Source organism: Achromobacter pulmonis, assembly GCF_902859765.1.
Classification (GTDB): Bacteria; Pseudomonadota; Gammaproteobacteria; order Burkholderiales; family Burkholderiaceae_B; genus Achromobacter; species Achromobacter pulmonis.
This window is the reverse complement of sequence record NZ_CADIJV010000001.1, coordinates 1-24,407: the sequence shown is the minus strand read 5'-3', so window position 1 is coordinate 24,407 and position 24,407 is coordinate 1. Positions and strand designations below refer to the sequence as shown.

The 24,407-nt window shown below is 67.8% G+C and carries 21 protein-coding genes; 7 read left to right on the top strand and 14 right to left on the bottom strand.

The genetic code is table 11. The features are described from left to right. Window positions 1-143 precede the first annotated feature (143 nt). The 6 genes from HV701_RS00105 (at window position 144) to HV701_RS00080 (ending at window position 5,152) form a co-directional block, all read left to right on the top strand. Window positions 144-1,184 carry an aminoglycoside phosphotransferase family protein gene (locus HV701_RS00105; RefSeq protein WP_175131123.1) on the top strand — a complete coding sequence of 347 codons (1,041 nt, stop codon included), beginning with the start codon at window positions 144-146 and terminating at the stop codon, window positions 1,182-1,184. Further along, complete coding sequence (gene murU, locus HV701_RS00100) at window positions 1,184-1,870, top strand: N-acetylmuramate alpha-1-phosphate uridylyltransferase MurU (RefSeq protein ID WP_175131122.1); 687 nt, start codon at window positions 1,184-1,186, stop codon at window positions 1,868-1,870. Before HV701_RS00105 ends, murU begins: the two co-directional genes overlap by 1 nt. Before the next feature lie 158 nt (window positions 1,871-2,028). Then, complete coding sequence (locus HV701_RS00095) at window positions 2,029-2,727, top strand: DUF6776 family protein (protein ID WP_175131121.1); 699 nt, start codon at window positions 2,029-2,031, stop codon at window positions 2,725-2,727. 120 nt (window positions 2,728-2,847) lie between these two features. Next, a complete protein-coding gene (locus HV701_RS00090) occupies window positions 2,848-4,482 on the top strand; it encodes an FAD-dependent monooxygenase (protein ID WP_175131120.1) in 1,635 nt (544 codons plus the stop codon). Then, window positions 4,479-4,700, top strand: a complete 222-nt coding sequence (locus HV701_RS00085; RefSeq protein ID WP_175131119.1) for a hypothetical protein — start codon at window positions 4,479-4,481, stop codon at window positions 4,698-4,700. The genes HV701_RS00090 and HV701_RS00085 overlap by 4 nt, the downstream gene beginning before the upstream one ends. Next, the gene (locus HV701_RS00080; RefSeq protein WP_175131118.1) at window positions 4,697-5,152 is read left to right on the top strand and encodes a MarR family winged helix-turn-helix transcriptional regulator; all 456 of its coding nucleotides are present in this window, start codon (window positions 4,697-4,699) and stop codon (window positions 5,150-5,152) included. Before HV701_RS00085 ends, HV701_RS00080 begins: the two co-directional genes overlap by 4 nt. Before the next feature lie 54 nt (window positions 5,153-5,206). Here HV701_RS00080 and HV701_RS00075 read toward each other — a convergent pair whose 3' ends face one another. From HV701_RS00075 to HV701_RS00065, 3 genes are all read right to left on the bottom strand, one after another. After that, a complete protein-coding gene (locus HV701_RS00075; protein ID WP_175131117.1) occupies window positions 5,207-5,533 on the bottom strand; it encodes a 4a-hydroxytetrahydrobiopterin dehydratase in 327 nt (108 codons plus the stop codon). 99 nt (window positions 5,534-5,632) lie between these two features. Continuing rightward, complete coding sequence (locus HV701_RS00070; protein WP_175131116.1) at window positions 5,633-6,280, bottom strand: YiaD family glycine zipper/OmpA-like lipoprotein; 648 nt, start codon at window positions 6,278-6,280, stop codon at window positions 5,633-5,635. 114 nt (window positions 6,281-6,394) lie between these two features. After that, complete coding sequence (locus HV701_RS00065) at window positions 6,395-7,057, bottom strand: HAD family hydrolase (protein ID WP_175131115.1); 663 nt, start codon at window positions 7,055-7,057, stop codon at window positions 6,395-6,397. Window positions 7,058-7,339: 282 nt separating this feature from the next. On the opposite strand from HV701_RS00065, the gene HV701_RS00060 reads away from it, so the two are divergent. Beyond that, on the top strand, window positions 7,340-7,963 hold the full coding sequence (locus tag HV701_RS00060; protein WP_175131114.1) for an FMN-dependent NADH-azoreductase: 624 nt from the start codon (window positions 7,340-7,342) through the stop codon (window positions 7,961-7,963). Between the two features lie 24 nt (window positions 7,964-7,987). Here HV701_RS00060 and HV701_RS00055 read toward each other — a convergent pair whose 3' ends face one another. The 11 genes from HV701_RS00055 to tssB form a co-directional block, all read right to left on the bottom strand. Next, window positions 7,988-8,596 carry a hypothetical protein gene (locus tag HV701_RS00055; protein ID WP_175131113.1) on the bottom strand — a complete coding sequence of 203 codons (609 nt, stop codon included), beginning with the start codon at window positions 8,594-8,596 and terminating at the stop codon, window positions 7,988-7,990. 12 nt (window positions 8,597-8,608) lie between these two features. Then, window positions 8,609-11,752 carry a T6SS effector BTH_I2691 family protein gene (locus tag HV701_RS00050; protein ID WP_175131112.1) on the bottom strand — a complete coding sequence of 1,048 codons (3,144 nt, stop codon included), beginning with the start codon at window positions 11,750-11,752 and terminating at the stop codon, window positions 8,609-8,611. Beyond that, the gene (locus tag HV701_RS00045) at window positions 11,749-12,696 is read right to left on the bottom strand and encodes a DUF4123 domain-containing protein (RefSeq protein ID WP_236755076.1); all 948 of its coding nucleotides are present in this window, start codon (window positions 12,694-12,696) and stop codon (window positions 11,749-11,751) included. The genes HV701_RS00050 and HV701_RS00045 overlap by 4 nt, the downstream gene beginning before the upstream one ends. Further along, the gene (locus HV701_RS00040) at window positions 12,693-15,392 is read right to left on the bottom strand and encodes a type VI secretion system Vgr family protein (RefSeq protein WP_175131111.1); all 2,700 of its coding nucleotides are present in this window, start codon (window positions 15,390-15,392) and stop codon (window positions 12,693-12,695) included. Before HV701_RS00040 ends, HV701_RS00045 begins: the two co-directional genes overlap by 4 nt. 17 nt (window positions 15,393-15,409) lie before the next feature. Continuing rightward, window positions 15,410-18,115 (bottom strand): type VI secretion system ATPase TssH, encoded by a 2,706-nt coding sequence (tssH, locus tag HV701_RS00035; RefSeq protein ID WP_175131110.1) that lies wholly within the window; start codon window positions 18,113-18,115, stop codon window positions 15,410-15,412. Window positions 18,116-18,137: 22 nt separating this feature from the next. Continuing rightward, the gene (gene tssG, locus HV701_RS00030) at window positions 18,138-19,229 is read right to left on the bottom strand and encodes a type VI secretion system baseplate subunit TssG (RefSeq protein ID WP_175131109.1); all 1,092 of its coding nucleotides are present in this window, start codon (window positions 19,227-19,229) and stop codon (window positions 18,138-18,140) included. Further along, window positions 19,193-21,031: a type VI secretion system baseplate subunit TssF gene (tssF, locus tag HV701_RS00025; protein ID WP_175131108.1), complete on the bottom strand. Its 1,839-nt coding sequence runs from the start codon at window positions 21,029-21,031 to the stop codon at window positions 19,193-19,195. Before tssF ends, tssG begins: the two co-directional genes overlap by 37 nt. Before the next feature lie 51 nt (window positions 21,032-21,082). Continuing rightward, window positions 21,083-21,568 (bottom strand): type VI secretion system baseplate subunit TssE, encoded by a 486-nt coding sequence (tssE, locus tag HV701_RS00020; protein ID WP_175131107.1) that lies wholly within the window; start codon window positions 21,566-21,568, stop codon window positions 21,083-21,085. Window positions 21,569-21,634: 66 nt separating this feature from the next. Further along, complete coding sequence (locus tag HV701_RS00015) at window positions 21,635-22,138, bottom strand: Hcp family type VI secretion system effector (protein WP_006226591.1); 504 nt, start codon at window positions 22,136-22,138, stop codon at window positions 21,635-21,637. Window positions 22,139-22,183: 45 nt separating this feature from the next. Beyond that, a complete protein-coding gene (tssC, locus tag HV701_RS00010; RefSeq protein ID WP_175131106.1) occupies window positions 22,184-23,677 on the bottom strand; it encodes a type VI secretion system contractile sheath large subunit in 1,494 nt (497 codons plus the stop codon). Next, window positions 23,670-24,185: a type VI secretion system contractile sheath small subunit gene (tssB, locus tag HV701_RS00005; RefSeq protein WP_105237420.1), complete on the bottom strand. Its 516-nt coding sequence runs from the start codon at window positions 24,183-24,185 to the stop codon at window positions 23,670-23,672. Before tssB ends, tssC begins: the two co-directional genes overlap by 8 nt. Between the last annotated feature and the right edge of the window lie 222 nt (window positions 24,186-24,407).

Genomic DNA, 24,407 nt, shown 5'->3' with positions numbered 1-24,407 from the left:
TGGGGGAACCAGGCAAAGGCGCCTGGAAAGGGCCAATGCTAACGGAAACGAGCCGGTATTATAGAGAAGCCGCGCCCAACGCCCAGCCTTATGTGTGCGCGCCCCTTTTTTACGCAATATTGCTCTTCTGACACGGATCATCCTTGAAAAACGATCACGACCCCCGCCTGGAGCAGATCCGCGCCTGGCTGCAAGGCCTGCCCGCCGCCCTGGGCCTGGCGGTGGATACGCTGCGCCCCGCCTCTGCCGATGCCAGTTTCCGTCGCTATTTCCGCCTGGACGCCGCCGGCCGCACCCTGATTGTGATGGACGCCCCGCCGCAGTACGAAGACTGCCGCCCATTCCTGCACGTGGGCCAGTTGCTGCGCGATGCCGGCCTGAACGTGCCCGCCGTCATCGAGCAGGACCTCGGCCAGGGCCTGCTGCTGCTGTCCGACCTGGGCGAGCAGACCTATTACCAGCGCATCCAGGACGGCGTCGACGACGCCCGCCTGCAATCGATGTATCGCGATGCCCTGGCGGCGCTGGTGCGCCTGCAGCAGGCCAGGACTACCGGCCTGGGCGCCTATGACGCTTCGCGGCTGGCCGAGGAGCTCAAGCTGTTTCCCGAGTGGTACGTGCAGAAGCACCACGGCGCCACGCTCGACGACAAGACCGCGCAGGCCCTGGAGAAGATCTTCGCCCTGCTGTCGGCGAGCAATGGCGGCCAGCCGACCGTGCTGGTGCACCGCGACTACCACTCGCCCAACCTGATGGTCTGCGACCAACCGCAGTATGGTCCCAACCCGGGGGTGATCGACTTCCAGGACGCCCTGGCCGGGCCCATCACCTACGACCTGGCATCGCTGGTTACCGACGCCCGCACCACCTGGGAAGAGCCGCAACAGTTGGACTGGGCCATCCGCTACTGGGAAATGGCGCGCGCGGCCGGCCTGCCGGTCGACGCCGACTTCGCCGAGTTCCACCGCGCCTATGAATGGATGGGCCTGCAGCGCAACCTGCGCATCCTGGGCGTGTTCGCGCGCCTGAACCACCGCGACGGCAAGGCCCACTACCTGGCCCACATGCCGCGCGTGAACGCCTACGTGCGCCAGGTGGCGCAGCGCTACGGCGTCTTCACGCCCCTGCTGCGCCTGCTGGACAAGCTCGACGACCGCCAGGTCAGCGTCGGATACACCTTCTGATGCGCGCCATGATCCTGGCCGCGGGCCGCGGCGAGCGCATGCGGCCGCTGACCGACCGGTTGCCCAAACCCTTGCTGCCCGTCGGCGGCAAGCCGCTGATCGCCTGGCATCTGGAACGGCTGGCCGCGGCCGGCTTCCAGGACGTGGTCATCAACCACGCCTGGCTCGGCCACGAGATCGAACGCGCCCTGGGCGACGGCTCCGCCTTTGGCCTGCGCCTGCGCTATTCCGCCGAGGGCACCGCCCTGGAAACCGCCGGCGGCATCGCGCAGGCCTTGCCCCTGCTCGGTCCGGACCCTTTTCTGGTGATCAACGGCGACGTCTGGTGCGACTGGGATCCGGCCGCCGCCGGCATGCAGGCGGCGCGGCTGCCCCCAAGCGGCGCCTGGCTGCTGCTGGTGGACAACCCGCCGCAACACCCGCAAGGAGATTTCACGTTGCAGCGCGACGGCCGGGTGGGCGCTGACGGCGAGCCCCGTTTGACCTTCTCCGGCATCGGCGTCTACCATCCCATGCTATTCGCGGGCGTGGCCCGCGGCACGGCCGCCCGGCTGGCGCCGCTGTTGCGGCAAGCCATGCAGCAGGATCGCGTGCGCGGCGCGCGCCACACCGGCCGCTGGGTCGATGTGGGCACCCCTCAGCGGCTCGCCGATCTCGACGCCGAACTGGGTTCCGGCCTGGCCTGAGGCCGGGCCGATGCCCACATATTTCACAATATCAAGGTGCGCAACCAGGCTTGTCCGCGCACCCAACGCACCCGGTTAACCGGGTATTCTCTGACGCTTTGGTCGGCGCGCGCGGCGCGCGGCCAGGCATTACCACAGGGTGTTTTCTAGGAATGGGGATGTTTGGAAGATCACAACGGGCCGTATTCAAGCCCTCCGTATACCAACCGGGCCAACGCACGCGCCGCATGCCGCGCTGGCTCGTCCTGCTGCTGGTGGGCATCGCCCTGGGCGCGGGCGGCGTGCTCTTCCTGCAGACCAACTACGGCCCGCAACGGCTGACCGTGGAGCAATCCGAGCAACTGCACACCGAACTGAGCGCGTCCAAGCTGGAGAACCAGCGCCTGCAGAGCCAGCTCGAAGAAGCGACCCAGCAGCGCGACGCCAACAAGGCCGGCCATGAGAAACTCACCGCCGACCTGGCGGACGCCCGCGCCAAGCTGGAGACGCTGAACAAGGAACTGGTGCTGTTCCAGGATGCCATGCCGCCCGATCCCCGCGGCGGCAATCTGGGCATCCGCTCGGCCACCTTCAAGCGCCAGCCGGGCCTGCTCGATTACCAAGTGCTGGTCATGCGCGAAGACCGCAGCGCGCCGGCCTTCAAGGGCACCCTCACCTTCGCGATCGAGGGCAGCTACACCAACGGCCGCGCCGCCACCGTCACGCCGGACGGCCCGGCCCTCGATGTCGACCGCTACGATTACGCGTTGGGCCAGCTCAAGCTGCCCGATGGCTTCACTCCCAGGGTGGTGGTGCTGCGCGTCATGGACGGCAATCAGAAGCAGCAAGCCATGCGCATCTACAACGTGCGCAACTAAGCGCCGCCGTCTCCAGGAAACCCGCCCATCCGGCGGGTTTTTTTGTGCCTGCGCAAAATGGTTGCGCCCACAACCAAGCAAGCGATATAGTTGCGCAAACAACCAAAATTCGGAGACTGCATGACACTGCCTTCCCGCGTGCCTGTCCTGATCGTCGGCGGCGGTCCGGTCGGGCTCACCCTGGCCGCGCTGCTGGCGCGCTACGGCATTGCCTCGCTCACGCTGGAGGCCGACGACAGCTATTGCAGCGGCAGCCGCGCCATCTGCATTTCGCGCCGCTCGCAGGAGATCCTGTCCTGGACCGGCGCCGACGCCGCGCTCACCGCCACCGGCCTGCCCTGGACGGGGGGCCGCAGTTACTACCGCGACCGCGAAGTGCTGCGCTTTGACATGCCGCACGATCCGCTGCAGCGTTTCGCGCCCATGGTCAATATCCAGCAGTACTTCGTCGAGGAATATGCCCATCAGGCCATGCTGCGGCAACCGGGCCGGGCGACTCTGCAATGGGCCGCGCGCGCCGTGGCGGTACGGCCGGAAGCGGACGGCGTGCGGGTCGAGGCGGACCTCGACGGACAGCGCCGGACGATCCAGGCCGACTGGCTGGTGGCCTGCGATGGCGGACGCAGCAGCGTGCGCGAGGCGTTGGGCCTGAAACTGGAGGGCATGCAGTACGAAGGCCGGTACGTCATCGTCGATATCGAGCAGGCCTCCAGCCGCCCGGTCGAACGGCTGGCCTGGTTCGACCCGCCCTCCAATCCCGGCTCCACGCTGCTGATGCACCGGCAGCCCGGCAATGTCTGGCGGGTCGACTACCAGATCCGCGACGACGAGGACGCGGCCGAGGCCGTCAAGCCCGGCAACGTGCTGCCACGGGTGCAGAGCCACCTGGACATGATCGGCGAAACGGCCCCCTGGAAGCCGCTGTGGATCTCGCTGTACAACGCCAAGTGCCTGACGCTGGAACGTTACCGCCACGGCCGGGTGCTGTTCGCCGGCGATGCCGCCCACCTGGTGCCGATCTTTGGCGTGCGCGGCCTGAACTCGGGGCTGGATGATGCTGGCAACCTGGCCTGGAAGCTGGCCTGGGTGCTGCGCGGGCAAGCGCAGCCGGACTTGCTCGATAGCTACAGCGACGAGCGCGTCCACGCCACCCGCCAAAACCTGGCCTACGGCGCCAAGAGCACCGAATTCATGGCGCCGCCGGATTATGGCTTCCGCCTGATGCGCGAAGCCGCCTTGCGGCTGGCGCTGACGGACGAGCATGTGCGCCCGCTGATCAATCCCCGCCAGTCGGCCCCCATCGCCTACCCCGGCTCGCTCTTGAACCTGGCCGATGGCGCGCCACGCCAGAGCCCCGGCGCCGCCCCCGGCCAACCGGCGCCCGACCTGCTGCTGGCCGACGCGGACACGGCGCCATGCTATCTCAGCGCCTGCTTCGGTCAGGGCTTCGTGCTGCTGGCCTGCGCGCCCGACACCGCGCAGGCCCAGCGCCTGCGGGCGCTTGCCGGCGCCACCCGGACGGCGCCGGATCCGCTGCGGCTGTTGCCCGTCGGCGGCGCCGCGCCCGACGCCTGGGGGGATCCCCACGGCCATCTGCGCGACCGCTTCGGCGCGCGCCCCGGCAGCGTGTACCTGCTGCGGCCCGACGGCTACGTGCTGGGCCGCTGGGACCACCCCGACGACCGCATACTGCGCGCCGCCCTGGCGCCCTATTACCCGATGATCCCTGCCACCGCGCCGGAGCCCCACGCATGAGCAACGATGAACTGGATCAGGTCTATACCCGAATGGCGCAGACCTTGACGCGCGTCGGTCCGGCCCAGGCGCCGCTATTCCTGTCGATCCTGGGCCTGGCCGCGCTGGCGCGGCTGCCGGACGCCTCGACCGCCGCCGCCTTGCTGGCGCAGGCCGAGGCGGCCTGCGCGGACCCTGTGGCACACTATCCCGACCCCACCGCCGACCGACCGACGTGACCCCGCCCGCCCTCGAACGCTTCCTGACCTACCGCCTGCACACGATCAACAAGATCACGGATCGGGATACGAACCGCGCCTACCTGCAGGACTGCGGCATTCCGCTAGGCGAAGCGCGCTGCCTGGCCGCCATCGGCCGCTATGCGCCGCTGTCGGTCAATGACCTGGCCCTGGCGGCCAACCTGAACAAGGGCCAGGCCAGCCGTTCGGCGCAGGCGCTGGCCGAGCGCGGGCTGATAGAAAAAAAGGACTCGACCGCCGACGGCCGCGGCGTCGTGCTGTCGCCTACCGTCGCCGGCCAGGCGCAATACCGGCGCATCATGGATCTGATCGCGCGCCGCAACGAAGAAATCTTCGGCTGCCTGAGCGCCGACGAACAGCGCCAGCTGGGCGACATGCTCGATCGCCTGATCGCCCATCAGCGCCAGCGTCCCGGCACGCCGCAAGACTGATCCGCGCTCCGCGGTCCGTGGGATCCCGCCCCTGACAGGCGCCTCGCACAGGCCCTAGCCCGCCGCCTTGGGGGCGGTCGCGCCGAATTGCGCGGCCACTTCATCCATGAATTGCGCCATGCGCACATCCAGTTCGGTCACGCCGCCGGCATCATGCGTGGTCAGCATCACGTCGACCCGGTTGTAGACATTGGTCCATTCGGGGTGATGGTTCAGCTTCTCGGCGAACATCGCCACCCGCGTCATGAAGCCGAACGCGGCGTTGAAATTGGCGAAGCGAAAGCGCTTTTCGATGGCATCGCGCATGGCGACGGCCTGCCACCCCGACAGGGCCGCCAGCGCGATGTCGCTACCGATGCGCGCAGGGGGAAACATACTCATGACGAACTCCAGGAAAGGCCTGCGGAACCATGCGCCGAGGCACGCGCGGGCCGGCGTCACCGCCGATGGCCCGCCGGCGCGCATGGCGGTTGCCGGGCGCTATTGCCTGACCGCGTACAGATAGATTTCGACGCGGCGGTTGAGCGCCCGGCCTTCGGCGGTGGCATTGTCGCCGATCGGATCGCTCGGTCCGCGTCCCTCGATCGACAGGCGCGTCGCGGCCACGCCCTGCCGCGCCAGATAGTCGGTGACGCTGCGCGCGCGGTTCACCGACAGCGTCTGGTTGTGCGCCAGCGCGCCCGTGCTATCGGTATGCCCCACGACCTTGGCGCGCAGTTCGGGATGCTGGTTGAGCGCACGCGCCACGCTGTCGAGCACCGGCAGCAGCGCCGGCTTGAGGTTGGTCTTGTCGGTATCGAAAGACACATTGCTGGGGATATTGACCTTCAGGCTGCCATCCGGCATTTCAACCACGTCGATGCCCAGCGAAGTCGCTCCCGAGCGCTGCACGTCGTCCTTCACCACCTTCCAGTTGTAGCCGATCAGGCCGCCGGCCACCGCGCCTATGCCGGCTCCCACGGCGGCGCCCGTGCCGTGGCCGATCAGGGCGCCGATGCCGGCCCCCACCGCCGCACCCGCCCCCGTCCCCACCGCGGTATTGGTCTGTTGCTGGGTGGCGCACCCCGCCACCAGGGCTCCTGAAGCCGCGACTACAGCGATACGCTTGAGCATGGTTCCCGAGTACATGACAACCTCCACGATCCTGTCGGTGTGCCGGCACCATGCCGGCAGGATCATGTTACGCCCGGGCCCGCCCGCCATGTCAGCCGGACGCGCGCAACAGTTTGTACCGGCCGGCGCTCAGCCCGGCGACGCACCGGGCGCCGCCAGCCACGGCAACACCCCCTCGAGCCGCGGTGACTGCGCCGCCGGTGCCGGCGCGCCCTGCGGCAAGGCCAGGCCGACACGGTTATGCCAATAGGTGCGCAGCCCGACCTTGCGGGTGCCGAACAGGTCATACCCAGAACCGGCCACGAACGCCGCCTGCGATGCCGGCGTTTCGAGGCGCGCCAGCGCCATCTGGTAGGGGCGCGGATCGGGTTTGTAGTAGCCCGCCTCTTCCGAGGTCACCACCACGTCCCACGCCACGCCTAGCAGCGCGGCGGCGCGATGCCCCAGGCGCCGCGAACAGTTGGTGACCACGCCGAGCCGGCAGTGCGGCCGCAACGCGGCCAGCAACTCGCGCGCGCCATCCCATACCGGCAGATCGTCCCAGCCGCTCTCCAGCGCCTGCGGCGCGCTGGCCGGCAGGCCCACCGCCGTGGCGGCGGCCTCGACCAATTCCTCATAAGGCCGATAAGCGCCGCAGCCATAGGTCAGCCGCAGATACTCGGCGCGCCAAGCCCGGCCCTTGGCCTCGGAACCCGCTGCGCCATTCCACACCGTCCAGGAATCGAGCAACGCCGTCAGCAGATCGAACAGGACCACCCGCGGATAGGCGGCGGACGGGGCAAGAACGGACATGGCAGGCACTCCCAGTGATTCGATGCCCTCACTATAGAGACACCGTGCGCCCGCGTGCTTTAGCCGGGATACAGGCTGCTTTAAGTCCAGCCTTAATCCCGACTACGGCGTCCGCCAACACGCCGCTGGCATGAAGCCGGTTCCGATTATTTGCACTTGCAATTACATCGCGCACCGATACAATCTTTCGACCATACGATTGCAATTGCAATCAAATATCGGGACTTTCGCGCGGCGCCGTCGAAAGGCCACGCCCCCAACTGCGCCACAGGAACCCGCAGCATGCGTCTCTTGCACATCGTGTCTTCGCCCCGCGGCCCCCGCTCGGCATCGTTCGCCATCACCAACGCCTTCCTCCAGGCCTACGGCAGGACATGCCCGGCCCTGGCGGTCGACACCTTGAATCTGTGGGAAGCCGACCTGCCCGAATTCGACAGTGGCGCCATCGGCGCCAAGTACAAGGCCGTCGCCCGCGAGCCGCTGGACGCCGCCGAAACCGCGGCCTGGACGCGCATTGCCGGCCTGGTCCGGCGCTTCGAGCAGGCGCAGCGGATCGTGGTGGGCGTGCCGATGTGGAATTTCGGGCTGCCCTACAAGCTCAAGCAGCTCATCGACCTGGTCAGCCAGCGCGGCCTGTTGTTCAGTTTCGACGGACGCGCCTATGGCCCGTTGCTGCGGATTCCCCGCGCGCTGGTGGTGCATGTGCGCGGACAGGGCCACGATCCGGCGGCCAGCCCGGTCGACCCCGGGTTCGCGCACCAGGCCGACTATCTCGACTTCTGGCTCAGGTTCATCGGCGTCCAGGAGGTGCGCCGCGTGATGGTGGAACACACCTGGGACGGGCGCGCCGCCCAGGCCATCGAAGCGGCCAAGGCCCAGGCGGTCGCGCTGGCGCGGGATTTCTAGCGCCCGCGCTTACCGCCGCGCGGCTCAGCCGCGCCTGCCGAACAGCAGCGCCAACCCGAACAGCGCCCCCAGCCCGCCGACGGCGGCCAGCGAAAGCGACGGCTCGCGCAGGTTCAGCGCCATGAGCGCCGCCGCCCCGCCCAGCGCGGTGATGCACAGGCCCACCAGGCGTCCGCCCGCGGAACCATAGAAATGCGTGCGCCGCGCGGCCTCGGTGCCGGCCGGCTGGCGCCTTTGCCACGCCGCCAATGCCTGCTCGAATTCACGCAGCAGGCGTTCACGGCTGGGCAGGTCCACCGCGCTGACCAGCAACGTCGGCCGGCCGGGACGGACCAGCTTGAGATAATCGTCCGTACCCCAACTGGACAAGTCGGCGAAAGCGATCGAGGAACGGCGCGAAAACTCCAGTCCTTCGGCCGTCACCCTCACGGCGTTGCGCGTGGGAAAGCCCTTGAATGCCACCAGCGGCGGCACCAGCAGACCCAGCACCGCCAGCGTGGCCGCCAGGCCCAGCGGACCGCGATTGAACACCACCAGCATGAAGCTGCCTGCCGCCAAGGCGAACGCCAACGGCACCGACAACTGGTGCCACCGGGTGTAGACCGACGCCTGGATCCCTTCGTTGCTATTCATGCTTGAACCTTGTCAATTACTCGCCTTCACGAAGTTTGCGCCATTGCCCCCCACCGGTAGCGCGCGAATGTCGGGCATGCGATCCGGGTCGGGCCAGTATTCCACCTTGATGATCGCCTCCTGGAAGATATCGTCATCGACCAGCACTTCGGTGCGCAGGATCGCGCAACCGTTGCTCACATGGAACTGCACCGACTCGTCCCAAGGCTTGGAGGTGAATTCGATCGACTGGCTGCGATCCTTGCGTATCCAGCGCCAGACATCCGCCCACCCCGGGCGAGCGCTCATGTTGTCGACGTATTGGTCGACGCGATCGGCCCAGGTTTCCTCGCGCGGCCGGCCCTGCACGAGCTGCGCATTGGATGGTCCGCGCGGCTGCAACTCCGGGTCCGCCGAGCGCGGCGAGCCCTTGCTAGACACCACCGCGCTGACACCCTGCCCGACCAGCTTGAGGTTATACGCGTAGTCACTGTGCTCGGAATAGCCCGGCATGGTCACTTCCAGCACCAGGCGGTCGCGGCCGAAGACTTCGCCCTTCAAGAACCCCTTCCAATCCAGCGTCACGCGCACACCGAACACGGCCCGGTTGAAGGCCTCCAGTTCATCTTCGCGCGTTTCGTAGAGCGTGCGGTCTTCCACGTCCTCGAATTGCGCCGAGCGCATGCAGCAGCGCGTGAACCAGATTTCCAGCTCGCTGTCCTTGGCGCTGTCGCCCCAGAACTTGAAGTACAGCCCCGCCGCCAGCAGGCAAAGGCCCAGCGCGATCCAGCCCCACACGGGGATCCCCAACAGCACGGTGCCGCCGCTGGTCAGACCGACCAGGGCGCCGCCAAAGCCTCCCGCGCCCGCCACGACACCGGCCGTGCTGAGGGCCCCGCCCAGCGAAATCAGCGCCGTGGCGACGCCGGTAAGCCCGGACAGCAACAGGAACACGGACGAGGTCGCATAGGCGCCGCCTGCCTCGTAGTTCTTCACATCATATTGATCGATGGCGCTCAGCGCGTTGTTGGCTCCGTCGACAAACGTAGCCGCCGCCGCGAACACCGCCCCCGCCGTGCGCACGGCAGTCAGGCGCATGTTCAGCTTCAGGTTCATGGTGAAGGCGGTATTGCTGGCCACGCGCGCGCCGATCCCGCCCGCCGTCACTTCGATCGCCACGCTGCCCACGCCCAGCACCCCCGACGTGATACCGAACCAGGCCTTGCGCGCGGCCTTGGCGTCGTGGATGACTTGCGCCTCGCGCAGATCGGAGACCGACGAGTACAGCGCCACCAGCGTCAATACGCCCGTCGCCCCGGCGTTGGCGCCGTCCTTGCTCTTGGCCCATTTGACCAGGCCCGCCAGCGGCGACATGGTGGGCGCGGGCAGGGCCAGCACCGGGGGAGGCGCTGGCAGCGACAGCTGCGGCGATGCGCCGCCGCCAGGACGCGGGCGCGCCGTGGCCGCGCGGTTCAATTGCGCGTCGACTTCCTCGGGAATGATGTAGTTGAACGTGACCGGCGTGGCGCGCTCCGCCTGGGTCCCGATCCAGCCGGCCTGCATCTGCTTGCTCGCGTAGATACCGATGTCGCCTCTCCCGCCCACGGTCAGGGACGTCGGGTCCGGCTCCCAGACGATCTGGTGCATGTCGGCGATCATCCGCGGCACGGTGGTGGTATGCGTGCGCACGGCCACCACGATGTTCATGCGCGCCGACATCGTCAGCGTGACGCGCGCCGCGACGCGTTCAGCGATGGGGTCGCCCGACAAGGTCAGCCGCAGCAACTGCGTCGCCATGAAACGGCCGATTGCCGCGCCCGCCGCCCGCATCGGCGGCAGCTGCCCCTTGGCCGCTCGCGCCTTGAGCCAATCGTTGTAGCTCTTGACCATTCTGCGGACGCTGGAGACCTGCTTGGAGATGACCTTGCCTTTGGCTTCGCGGTCCAGGAAGCCCAGCAGCTCGCCATCGTTCGCCGCCAGCGCGCGCCAGATCGCCGCATAGGTGCTGTCGCTGTCTTCGTCCTTCAGCGAATCGTCGATGGCCTTGTGCTCGCTTTCGACCGCGCCCGCGCCATCCACGCACAGCGCCATGTCTTCTTCCAACCGCTCGCCGGCGGCGGCGTCCTTGGGGGAGTAGGCCTTGAGCGCCAGCCAGAACGTATCGCGGCCATACCACCAGGCCCAGTCCTTGCCTGCCCCCTCGATCTTCTCGCGCATCCGGGAGATGGCGGCCTTGTTGTCGCTGAGCGTCTTGGCGACCTTGCCGGTGTCGATCCGTTCACGCAGGCGACTGAGCTCGTCACCGCTGGAGCCCATCTGCTTTTGCAGGCCGTCGATGATCTGCGCCACACCCACTTCGCGCAGGCGGGTCGGGTCCAGATGGTGCTCGGCCAGCTCGCCCATGCATTTATTGCGCCAGGTCGACACATCCTCCAACACGCCCACGGGATCGCGCAGCGCCAGCACCACGCCGCCCTTGGGCGTCATCTGCCGCATCTTGGCCGCCACCGCCGCGCCTTGGCCGCCGAACACGCTCACGGCCGGCGCCAGGGTATTGCCGAACAGCGTGGCGGCCCCCGCCGCATCGCGAAACTCGATCGCGTGGCTGGCGAGGTTGGCGCCGTCCTCCGCCACGCGAAAGCCAGTCTCGGGCTTGGGATGGCCGCCCGCCCACACCGCCTTGGCGTCCAGCTCCACCATGATCTTCTTGCGCCAGCGCTCGTTGCGCGCCAGATCGCGGCGGATATCGCGCGTCCACCAGACCCGCGAATAACCCACCCACACCGTGCGCGACGCATTGGCGGGGGCCTCGACGTTGATCAGCGTCGATTCCAGCCCATGCCCTTCGCGCGTGCAGGTGAATGTCGGCTGTTCGGCCGGGCGGTTATCGTCGTCGACCGGCACTTCCTTCATCTGGCCCGTGGCGGTCGCCGCGAACGCCCGCCAGCCGTAGCTGCGACGCGGGTCCCAGATATACACATACCCGGCCGTGATCGCACGCAGCATGTAGGCGCCCTGGCGCATGGTCTCGTAATAGAGCTCCGGGTCTATATATACGCCATCGGGCAGGTCGTTCTTGCCGCCCGGCACGTACGCGATCCGCATGGGCAGGATGGGCAGCCCCGGCCGGCCGCAGAACTTGCCCTTGCAGGGCAGCGCGTCGTAGTCAGTCGTCATCCCTGCAGCTCCTCCCGTGCCCGCGCCTCTTGCGCGAACACCTGCCAGTCCTCGTCGTCCATATCTTCGGCGGCGCGATAGAGGCGGCCGCCTTCCTCGCGCACTTCGCGCAGCAAGGCCTCGAACGAAGGCGCGCGCTCCAGCGGCGCGGCCAGCCGCAGCCGCCAGGCGGCGAACAGCGCCAGGTCCTCGTCATCGTCGATGCCACAGGCGGCCCCGGCATCCAGCGCGCGCCGCACTGCCTCCAACACCGACGCGTCACCGCGCAGGCCGTCCGCGTTCAAGCGTTGCAGCACGGCGTTGACGCGGCCAAGCCGCGCCAGGCGCGGCCAGTCCGGCGTGGCGGTCTGCATCGGGCCGGGCGTATCCGGCAGCGCCTGCCACCGCCCGAACCCGTCCACGCTCATCCACGTGACGCCCGGTATCCACGAGGCCGGTACCGCGCCCGCATACAGCTCGCCCTGAAATTGCGTGGTGCGCGGATCCCAGAACCGCAGGATGCGCACGCGTCCCTGCGCATCGCGCAGGCGCGCCCGCTGAACCAGGCGCTGCGCGACTTCCGCCAGCGGCAGATCCGTCGCCAGCCAGGCCGACATCGAGCGCGCCCGCCGGGCGGCCGGCGCCGGACGCACGGCTTCATCCACGGCCAGCCGCAGGCTGGCGTTTACCAGACGCTCGTGGCGCAACTCATCCGGCACTTCGGCCAGATACAGGGGCGGCGCGGTGGCGCCTTGCGAAATCAGATCGACCCCGCGGCGCGCCAGGCCGGCCGACTCGATCATCCCAGCCAGCGGATCGGCCAGGGTCGAATCGCACAACAGCAGCACGCGCCGGCTGGCGCATCCGTCCAACACCGCGCGCAGACCCGCGATGGCGCGCTCGACGCTGGCTTCGGCGCTGGCCGTCCAGTACTCGGGGCAGTGGCGCAGGGTGTCCATCGTCATGCCGCCAATGCGCCGCTGCCGGCCGCGTCCTCGAGCGCCGCGGCGCAGCCTTCCAGATCGCCCTGCGGTGGTTGCGCGGGCCCGGCGCCGCTTTGCGGCCCGACCCAGTTATGCACGCCCGCCTTCAGTTCCACCTTGCCGGGCGCATGCAGCTGAATGCCGCCGCCTTCGATACGCATATACGCGCCGGCGGCCGTGGCCAGGACCTTGCGGGCCGCGTTCACCTCCACCGCGCCCTGCGCCGACACCAGTGTCACCGTCTTCTCCGCCGCCAGCCGTATGCGCGCCTTCTGACTGTGCAGCCGCAGCTGCCCGCCCGCCGCGTGCAGGCGGATGCCCTGCTGGTCCACCGCGCGGCCGTCGCCGCCCAGGCCCTTGGTGAACAGCACCACCCCTTGCGCCACGCACATCGACAGGTCCGCGCCCGCCGCCCAATTCACGTCCGGGGCGACCTGGCACAACGTGGCGCCAGCCACCATATAGGCATTGCGCGGCGTGTACTGGCCGATTCCCTTGGGCGCGCTGACCTGGATATGCGGCTGGGTGTAGGCCGGCACGCGCGCCTCGGCCTCGGCCTGGCTGCCTTCCAGGATCCCGCGCACCGCGTCCAACTCGTTCAAGGCCCGCGGCTTGTCCGCATCGCCTGGGAGCCCAGCTTCCTGGCGGCCGGCGGTGGCGGACAATTCGCCGGCCTGCTCGATGGCCGTTTCCATCAGCCTGATGGCCTCTTCGCTATCCAGCAGGCCGCCCGCCGCGTCTTCGCGCTTGTCGGCGCTGATCAGCAGCCCGGCCCCCGCCCGCAACGCCAACGCCTCGCTGGTGGCCAGCTCGGCGCCATGGCCCAGGTCCGACAGCCGCTCGTTATCGCGCTGCTGCTTCAGATGCCCCAGGTTCAACCGCGCTTCGGCCTGCGAGGTCGATGCCGTCAACCGCGACTGGCCCGGCGTGTCGTCCTGCACCAGCTGGTTGTAGCCGCCCATGCCCTGCCCGCTGGCGGCCAGCGCCTGGGTCTTGAAACCCGACATCACCACGTTGTGCGCATGCCCCGCCTCGCTGCCCGCGAACCAGGCGGGCGCGTTGCCGGTGGCCTTGGCCGCGCCGCCCTGCACCTGGTTGATCGCCGCGTTCTCGGCGCCGGCGCCGTTGTACAGGGCGCCAACCACGACGGGGCGGTCGATATCGCCATGCATGAACTGCACCAGCACCTCCTGCCCCAGGCGCGGCACGAAATGCCCGCCCCAGTCCGACCCGGCCACCGGCTCGGCCACGCGCACCCATGTACCCAGGGTGTCGCTGGCCGGCGCGTTGTCGTCGCCGGCCGGATGAACCTGGCGGTTGCTCGACGCGCTGCCGCGCTGCCAATGGAATTGGATCTTGATGCGATGGTCGCGATCGGTATGGACCGGATCGCCGGCGCCAACCACCAGCGCGGTCTGCGCGCCATGCACGGTGGGGCGCGGATGCAGCCGCGCGCCGCGGCCATCGCGCGTGCTGGGCCGGTATTCCAGCGTGGCGGCAATGGCTTCGAAGCGGTTGCGATAGAAGTCCGCCTCGCTGTCCGCGGCTGCGCCCGCCGCGCCCAGCGCCTGCGTCACGGCCCGGCCCAGGCTTTCGTCGAAATTGTTGCGGGCCTCATGGCCGATGGCGATCACCACGAATTCCGCGCCCGCGTCTTGTGACGGCCCCCAGTGTCCCGTCAGGGTGAAGCGCTGCCCCGGCGCCAGGGTACGCGCCGTGCCCTCGCCTTCGTAGCGCGACTGGCGCACGCGCTGCGCCGCCAGCGCGTTGTGCGCCAGCCGCTCGCCCTGCGCGCCATCCTCGAACAGGTACTGCCCGGGGTAGTCCGAGTCCGCCAGTTCCATCGCATTGGCGAACGTGTCTTCGACCTGGGCGCTGGCCTGGCGCGCGTGCATGGCGCGATAGTCCCAGGTGGCCAGGCGCACGGCGTTGGTGCGCCAGGCACGGCTCTGGCGCCAGACCTGGATCGAGTCCTGCGCCTCGGTGGCATCGGCGCGCTGAAACGGGATGCTGTCCTGCGGGCCCGCCCCGAAAGCGCCATTATGGTCGGCGATGACGAGGGTGTGGGCGCCGGGCCCGCCCTCGCCGGCTTCATGCTCGACCCAGTAAAACAGTCCCTCTTCGGCCAGCAGGCGCTCCACGAAGGCAAAGTCGGTTTCGCGGTACTGGATCGTCAGGCTGCGCTTGGCATAGGCCTCGCGGTCCTTCACTTCCCAGCGCCACTGGGGCGCCAGCGCGCCCTGCCCCTGGTAGTCGCCAAACACGCTGTCGACAATGTCGATCACCGACAGATCCTGGAACGCAAAGCTGTCGCGCCGCTGGCGCAGCAACGCCAGCCAAGGCTCGATGCGCAGGCGGTAGCGGGCAAAGCCGCCGTTGGCCCCCTCGAATCGCGCCTCGGTCACCAGGCCGCACCAGACGCGGTGTTCGTCACGTCCCAGCGCCGTCTGCAGCTTCACCTGCGCGGGCTGGCCGATCAGCGACTTCAGCGGAATGTGCGCATCGTCGGAGAGCGCGTCCAGGTGCAGCACGAAGCCGCCATCGCTCAGTTGTTCGCTGCCATGCAGCCGCTCGGCCAGCAATTTGTCCTGCCCCAGCGGCGTCGTCAGGTCCAACAGGCGGTCGGCCTGGGTAAAGCCTGCGCCCAACAGGCTGGCAGCGGCGGATTCAAGGGCCATGTCGGCGTCTCCTCTGGTCAGCTCATCCGGAACCGGAACTCGCCATTCTTGCCCGCGCTCACGCGGACCCTGGCGATGCCTTCACCCTGCGCCATGCGGCTGAGCACCTGCTCGGCAATCTCCGGCAGCAGCGTTCCGTTCAGAATATGGTCGACATTGCGCGCGCCCGTATCCACTTCGGTGCAGCGCGCCAGCACGGCCTCCACCAACGCCTCGTCCCATTCGAATACGGCGCGATGCGTGGCCTGCACGCGGCGGGCGATGCGCCCGAGCTTCAGACCGATGATGTGCGCCAGCGCATCGTCATCCACCGGAAAATACGGAATGGTCTTCATGCGCCCCAAGAACGCGGGCTTGAAGGCCTTGTACAGCTGCGGCGCCAGCAGTTCCGACAGTTGGTCGGGCGACGGGCGCTCGGCGGCCGGCTTGTTCAAGCAGGCCTGCATGATGGCGCCGGAGCCGACGTTGGACGTCAGGATGATCAGCGTGTTGCGAAAATCGATCTCGCGCCCTTCCGCGTCATCCATCACGCCCTTGTCGAATACCTGGAAGAACAGCTCCAGCACATCGGGATGGGCCTTCTCGATTTCGTCCAGCAGCACCACGCTGTAGGGCTGGCGGCGCACCGCCTCGGTCAGCACGCCCCCTTCGCCATACCCCACGTACCCGGGCGGCGAGCCCTTCAGGCCGGAGATGCTGTGGGCTTCCTGGTATTCACTCATATTGATCGTGACCAGCTTGCGCTCGCCGCCATAGAGGATATCGGCCAGCGCCAGCGCGGTCTCGGTCTTGCCCACGCCCGACGGCCCCACGAACAGGAACACGCCCTTGGGCTTGTCCGGATCTTCCAGGCCGGCGCGGGCCGTGCGCACGCGCTGCGCGATGGCGTGCAGCGCGTGGTCCTGACCGATGACGCGCTCGGCCAGCATGGGTTGGAGCTGCAGCACGGTGCGGATCTCGTCGTTCACCATGCGGCCAAGCGGAATCCCGGTCCAGGCCGCGATGACTTCGGCCACGATCTGCCCGTCGACGCACGCCGGCACCAGCGGCTGTTCGCCCTGCAGGGCGCGCAACTCGTCCATCAGGCCGGCCAGGCGCTGCTGCGCGGGCGTCAGCGGGGTCGGCGCCGCCTTGCGCCGGCCCGCGGCGGGCGCCTTGTCCCCGGCGGGGGCGGGAATTTGCGCATCCAGGCCCGCGGCTTCCAGCTCGGCGCGCAGGGCATGAATCCTTGCAACCAGCTCGGTCTCGGCCGCGTGCCGGGCCTCGGCCTCGGCCAGCGTCGCCTCGCCCGCCGCGATCTCGGCATCCAGTTCCACCAGCCGCGGCTGCGGGCCGCCGGTGGCGGCTTCGCGGCGCAGCGCCTCCCGCTCGGTGCGCAGCCGCGTCAGGCGATGGCGCGCGTCGTCGATCAGCGCCGGCGTGGCGCTGCGGCCCAGCGCCACGCGCGCGCAGGCCGTGTCCAGCACGCTGACGGCCTTGTCCGGCAGTTGACGGCCGGTGATGTAGCGGTGCGACAGCCGCGCCGCCGCAACGATCGCCTCGTCCAGGATGCGCACGCCGAAATGGTTCTCCATCAATGGCGCCATGCCGCGCAGCATCGATGCCGCCAACGCTTCGTCCGGTTCCTCGACCTTGACCACCTGGAAGCGGCGCGCCAGCGCGGCGTCTTTCTCGAAGTATTTCTTGTATTCGCTCCAGGTGGTGGCGGCAATGGTGCGCAACTCGCCGCGCGCCAGGGCGGGCTTGAGCAGGTTGGCGGCATCGTTCTGGCCCGCCTGTCCGCCCGCGCCGATCATCGTGTGCGCCTCGTCGATGAACAGGATGATGGGCGACGGGCTCTGCTTGACCTCGTCGATCACGTTCTTCAGCCGGTTCTCGAACTCGCCCTTGACGCTGGCGCCCGCCTGCAGCAGGCCCATGTCCAGCACCCGCAGCGTCACGCCGGCCAGGGACGGCGGCACGTCGCCCGCCACGATCCGCAGCGCCAGTCCCTCGACCACGGCGGTCTTGCCCACGCCCGCTTCGCCGGTCAGGATGGGATTGTTTTGCCGCCGCCGCGTCAGGATATCGATCATCTGGCGGATCTCGGCATCGCGGCCGATCACCGGATCGATGCGGCCCTCGCGCGCACGCTCGGTCAGATTGGTGGTGTACTGGTCCAGCGCGGGCGTCTGCGACAGGGCCGGCGCGGGCTGCCCGCCGCCGTCCTGAGACGCCACGCCATCGGCAAAGCCGACCGCCTGCCCCGCCTCTTCCGAGCCCTGCGTCAACGCGGCGAAATCATGCTTGAGCGCGTCCAGGCGGAACGATTCGAACAGCGGCGAGCCGCGGCGCGCCAACTGCGCCAGATCGGGCTCCGTCAGCAGCGCCAGCAGCAGATGCCCGGAGCGTATGCGGGTGGTCTGCGTATCCAGCGAGGCGATCAGCCAGGCGTGCTCGAACAGTTTCGGCAAGTGCGCCGAGAACACGGGCGTGCGTGTATTGCCATTCTTGAAACGGCCGATCTCGGCCTTCAGGTCGGCCTCCAGCGCATCGGTATGGATGTGGCAGCGCCGCGCAATGATGCTGACATCGCTGGCCGGCTTTTCCAGCAGCGCCAGGAACAGATGTTCCAGGTCCACTTCGTAATGGCCTTGCGCCATGCACAGGCTGGCCGCGCGTTCAGCGGCCTGGCGGCAGGTCTGGTTCAACTTCCCGATCAAGGTCTTCAGCGGAGTCGCCATGGGTCTCTACGTTGGAATGGGATCAATGAATGGTGTGCAGCTCGTAGCTGGCGTCGTCGCGGTCCTCGTTCGCCGGCCCGCTGCACAGGAACGAATTCCAGCCCAGGCGCACTTGGCCGTCCCCGCCCAGCTGGCTGGGCGCAACGCTCTCGCGCGCCAGAACCAGCCGCACTTCGTACTCGAACGTCATGCCGCCGAACATCGTCAGCAGTTTTTCGAGCGCCTGCGCGCGCTCGCCGCCCGGCAGGAAATCGCCGAAGGCCTGGCGCGACAACGGACCGATCCACAACCGGATGCGCAGGTCGCGCTGCCAGATACGATCGCCCGCCAGCGCGGACACGCCCAGCACGGCGCCCGGTTGTCCCAACTGGGTACGGTTCTGCGGCGGCACGTCATACCAGCGGCCCACGAACTGCTCCACCCGCAGCGGCACGCCAAAGTAATCCTGCAGCACACGCTGCAGGAACGGCGCCGATACGGGCCGCTGGCGCGCGGCCGCGGCGTAGTGGGCCACGGATTCGTCGAACACCCGGCCGGCGCCATTGTGCAGCCGGTCGCGCAGTGCCGGATGGCCGATGCCGCCCAGGGCCAGCAACAGCGGCAGGTAATGATGGTCCTGCTCGGTTTCATGCCGCAATGACATGCGGTATTTCTTCCAGGCGGCGTAGAACAGCGCCGCCGCCCGGTTCGAGAAAATGTCGAAAAAGGCGCGCGCGCCGCGGTCGCGCCGCAGGCTCTCCCGTTGCGCCAGCATTTCGGAATAATGCAGCGGCAACGCGCCCTGGCCGCCCAGCAGGCCGAAGAAGGCCGGCGTCACGTCCACCCGGCCCAGCCGACCTTCGGCCACCGCGGCCTGGCGCGCCGCCTGGTCGGCCAGCACCTCGCCATTCTTGTCGTACGCCACGGCATCGACAATTTCGCTCGGCGGAAAGCCCAGCCCCGGCGCGTTGGGAAAGCGCAGGTGCACCGGTACGGGGTGACGGGTCGCGCCGCGTTCCTGGCGCGCGAAGCACTGTTCCAGCAGGCGCACCGCCTGGAAAAACTTGAAGCGCTGCGGCTCTGCCAGCAGCGCATCCATCACGCTAGGATGGCGTCGCCGTTGCATGGGGGGCATCGTAGTAATTCCTCCGCGCCGCGGCGCGACAGCACGACCAACTGCACGAAGCTGTTGGCGTGCACATACAGGCCAAAGAACCGGTTGATCACGGCCACGAAGGCATGCAGGCTGGTGCCCACGAAGTGATCTTCATTGACGGTGAGACGAATCTCGATACCGCGCACGAAAGTGGCGAATGGCTCTCCCGGCAGCCAGTGCGTGGCTGGCTTGTAGTCCAGGCCGACCAGGCCTTCGATCTGGCGCGCCGCCACCGCCGACCCCGACAGGTCGTACAGCCGCAGGGTTTCCTTCAAGGCGGGCAGGCCGCTCTGTACCAGCGACAAGTGGTTCAGCGCCAGATGCGAAATCAGCCGCCAATGCGCCGCGCGTCCCTGCTGGAAGCGATGCGAATGCGTCGGCCGGCGCAGCATCCGGATGGCGCGCGCGACGGTGCCGCCTTCCAGGAACAGGTCGCCGCCCGCCTGCCCTACCGCGATCTGCGCCGGCAGGTCGCGGTTGGTGCAGGTCAGGTCCAGGCTCAGGGTTTCGGTCTGCGGCACCGACGGATCGAAATCGATATCGACAATTGAAATCTCGGTTTCGTATCCCGGGCTGCGCTGCGCCATCGCGGCATCGCGCCGCATCGTCCAATAATGACCGGCGGACTCCGGCGACTCGCCATGATGCAATGAGTAGAACGGCCGGAAATCCACCACTGCGTCGCCCTGGGCGTTCTGCCGTACCTGGCGCACCCGGTCGATGGAATAGACCTCGTATCCGTAGGCGCGCCGTGCATCGGCCACCACGGGATAGGATTCGGCCGCGTGGGTCACGCGGATCGGATCGGCGCGCTGGGTGAACAGGTTGACCACCGGCGAGCAGCCCAGCCGCAGATTGTCGGCCGAGGTCGACTCCAGTAGCCGCGCCGTATTGGAATCGGCGCGCAGCCCGCTCACCGGCAGGTGCAGCGTGAACTGCCGCGCATTGCCCAGATAGGGGCGCAGCGCCGCCAGGTCGATATCGACGAAATTGAATTTCTCGGCAAAGACGAAATACTCGGCCAGAAGGCGATACGCCGGATGCGAACTGGCCGGAAAATCGATCAGCGCATCTTCCTCGGCCAGTCCGACCTGCGCCAGCGGAATCGCCGGCAAGCGCTCCCAGCGCCCCGGCTGCAGCTCGACATAGGCCGCGGCCGCGCGCAGAAACAAGGCGTCGCGCAGCGCCGCCACGAACGACGGTTCGCCGTGCAGATAAAGGCGCAGCCGGTCGATACCCGGCATGCCGAAATGCTGGCTCTCGCCCAGGCACCCCAGCGTGACCGAGAAGCGGCCAGTGACGCCGGCGGGCAGCTTGGCCGTGGCCGGGGCATTGGCGCTGGACACGAACCCCGCGCGCTGCACCTCGACGGGCGCCAGCGTGACCTCATAAGCCGTGCGGAAGCGGCACGACACGCCGCGCACCGGATGCGATTTCAATTCGGTGCCGCGGCCGATACGCACGGGCGCGGTCAGCTGGGCGCCGGCGCCGCCCAGGTCGAACTGGGCGACGCTGCAGGAGGGAAACGGCCGCAGGTAATGCGGGTACATCACCTCGAACAGCGCTTCGGTGAATTCTGGGTAATCGTCGTCCAGCTTCTTGTTGATGCGGGCGCTGAGCAAGGCGAACGACTCGATCATGCGCTCGACGTGCGGGTCCTCGCAGGTCTCGCCCGACAGCCCCAAACGCGCGGCGATCTTCGGATAGCGCTCGGCGAAGTCGCGCGACGAGGTTCGCAAGAAGCCAAGTTCGCGCTCGTAATAGGGCAGCAATTCTTCCATTGATGTGTTCCTGTCCGGCGCGCCGGCGCACCTGCGCCACCGACCGATGCGTCAGACCGTGGCCGGGCTTTTGGCCCAGCCCTTGGTCACGGAGTACTGCAGGGTCGAGGGCTGCAAGGTCGCGTCGAAGGTCACGGGCTCGTGAGCCGGCCCCACGTCCAGCATGGCCGTGATCGCGAAATACAGCACCGACGTGGCCCGGCTGTCGACCTGCAGCATGACCCGTACGTGCGTCAATCTCGGCTCATGCCGCGCGATCGCCTGCTCCAGCGAACGGCAGATGAACTCGCGGTCGTAGTGGCTCGCCAGGCTCAGCCCGGAGAAGTCCGACAGCCCGTACGTCAGCAACGAGCGCTGGCAGTTCGGGTAGCGCCGCAGATCCTGCTCGGTGAACACCATGCGGGTATTCAACAGGGCCTCGATGTCGCGCGCCACCGTCTCCTTCATTTCCTCGATCGACAAACGCCGCAACGCATAGGGCGACTGGCCCTCTGCTTCGAACAACTTGTCGAACAGACTCGGTTCGAATCCTTTCATCGGGGCCTCGAATAAAAAAGACAGCGACCCGGCTCGGGCCGCGGTCTTCCAACCTGCCGGCCGCGATCAGACCGAATAGGTCTTGTCGTTCTTGGTCAGGCTCCAGGCGCCCTGGGCATTGCCGCCCTGATTGCCGCCCACCTTCTGCTGCGTGTACTTCCACTGCACCGCGGCGTACTTCAGCGAGAAGGACTCGTGCGGCAGGCCTTCGGCAACCACCTCCGGCGCCACGCGCGCGATGATCACGTACTTCAGCTTGATTTCGAGGTACTTGACGCGGTTGCCCTCGCCGTCGGCGCGCAGGAAGTCGATCGTGACCTCATCGAAGGTGGTGCCGCCCGAGGCGTGCTGATACAGCAACGGGCTGACCACGTCCAGGTCCTTGGTGAAGACCATTTCCCCATGTTCGGTGCGCTCGGCGGTATGGCCGCCCGAGGTCGAGGCAGTGGCCGAACGCGGCTGGATGATCTCGTGGCGCCACGAGCTGACTTCGATCCAATCCGGATGGTCCTTGTCTTGCGACTCGCCCTTGAGCGCAGGATTGCCGAACTTGACGTAGATGTCCTTCATTGTCGATAACCTCTTTGAATGGATGAGTTGTCAGTGCAATGACGCTCAGGATTTCTGGGCCTGGGCCGGCAATTCGGCGACCAGGCGCAGGGAAATCGAGAGTTCGTCAAGCTGGAAATGCGGCCGCAAGAACGCCACGGCACGGAAGACGCCGGGGCGCCCGGGCACCTCGGCCACTTGCACCGAAGCTTCGCGCAGCGGGAACTGCGCTTTTTGTTCCTGCGTCGCGTTGTCGTCCAGCAGCACATACTGCGACACCCAGCGATTCAGGAAACTCTCTACGGACTGCGCCGACGCGAAGCTGCCGATCTTGTCGCGCATCATCGCCTTCAGGTAGTGCGCCACGCGCGATACCGAGAAGATGTATTGCAGCTGCGCCGACAACACCGCGTTGGCGTTGGCGCTGTCCGTGTTGTACTTCTTGGCCTTCTGCACCGACTGGGCGCCGAAGAAAGCCGCGTAATCCGAGTTCTTGCAATGCACCAGCGGGATCAGCCCCAGGTCGCTCAGTTCCTTTTCCCGGCGGTCGGTAATGGCGATTTCGGTCGGGCACTTGAGGGCGATTTCACCGTCGTCCGTCTTGAAGGTATGGGTGGGCAGGTTCTCCACCAGCCCGCCGCCTTCCACGCCCCGGATCGCCGCGCACCAGCCAAAATCGGCGAAGGCCGCCGTCAGGCGCGCGCCGAAGGCCCAGGCGGCGTTGCACCACAGGTACTTGGCGTGATCGGTGCCGTCCACATCCTCGACGAAATTGAAGCCTTCGACCGTGGTGCCCTCGACCGGGTCGTAGGGCAGGCGGCCCAGAAAACGCGGCATGGTCAGGCCGACGTAGCGCGAATCCTCCGAATCGCGGAAGCTGCGCCACTTGGTGTATTCCACGGTGTCGAATACCTTGGCCAGGTCGCGCGGGCGGCCCAGGTCGGCGAAACTGTCCAGCCCCAGCAGCTCGGGCGATGCCGAGGCGATGAACGGCGCGTGCGACGCGGCGGCCACGTGCGACATCTGCTCGATGAAATACATGTCCTCGGGCTGGCGCGTGATCTCGAAGTTGCCCAGCAGCGCGCCGAACGGGGCGCCGCCGAAGGTGCCGAATTCCTCTTCGTACACCTTCTTGAACATCAGGCTCTGATCGAAGTCGATCGCGGTCTGGAAGTCGCGCACCAGGTCGCGCTTGGTGACGTTCAGCACCTTGATCTTCAGCATCGGGCTGGTATCCGTCTCCTGGCACAGGTAGTGCAGGCCGCGCCAGGTGCTTTCGAGCTTCTGGAATTCCGGTGCGTGCATCACTTCGCTGAGCTGGGCCGAAATCAGGCGGTCCAGTTCGGCGACGCGCGCGTCCAGCATGGCCGACAGGTTGTCGGACACCACCACGGTGCCCTTCATGACTTCGCGCACCAGCTCGCCGATGATGTCCTTGGCGCGATCATGCTCGGCGGTGGATTTGGCGACGCGGCTTTGCTCGACGATCTGGTCCAACAGCCCGCCCTGGGCATCGGAAGCGGTGGCGGCGGCGTTTTGCGCGGCGGCGGAATTACTCATTGCGGCCTCCCTTGTCGGTCTCGCTGGTCAGCTGTTGCAGCTTTTCGGTGCTGGTCAGCACTTCGCCCAGCAGGTCTTCGAGCTTGTCATTGCCGGCCAGCTTGTTGCGCAGGTCGGCCAGCTTGGTGCGGATGTCCAGCAGTTCGCGCAGCGGGTCCACTTGCTGCACCACGGCTTCCGGACGGAAATCCTCGATGGAGCGGAACTTCATGTCCACGCCGAACGTGCCGCCCTCTTCCGTCAGGCGGTTCTTCACCCGGTACGCCGCGCGTGGCTCCAGTCCGCGCATCACGTCGTCGAAATTATCGACATCGATGTTGACGAACTTGCGATCCTTCAGGCGCGGCAGTTCGGCCTCGGACTGCGCCGAAAAATCGCCCACCACGCCGACGACGAAGGGAAGTTCCTTTTGTTCGATGGCATCGCCCTTTTCCACGTCATACGTAAGCTGAACGCGCGGCGGACGGACTTTCTGCAATCGTTTCTGAACGCTTTCTTTCTTGGCCATGGAAGGCTCCGTGCAAAGGATCGGGTCTGTCGGACCGGGGCGCGCCGCGCGGGGCGGCGCTCCCGGGCGAATCACTTGGTAAGCAGGTCGCCGAACGGATTCGGCGCGCGGTTGGGCTGCTGGGCGGGAGGCGTGGCGGGTTGCGGCGTGGACGGCCGGGCCGACGACGCGGCCGCGGGCGTACTCGCGGGCGCGGCCGACCATTGCGCGGCTGCCGCGCCG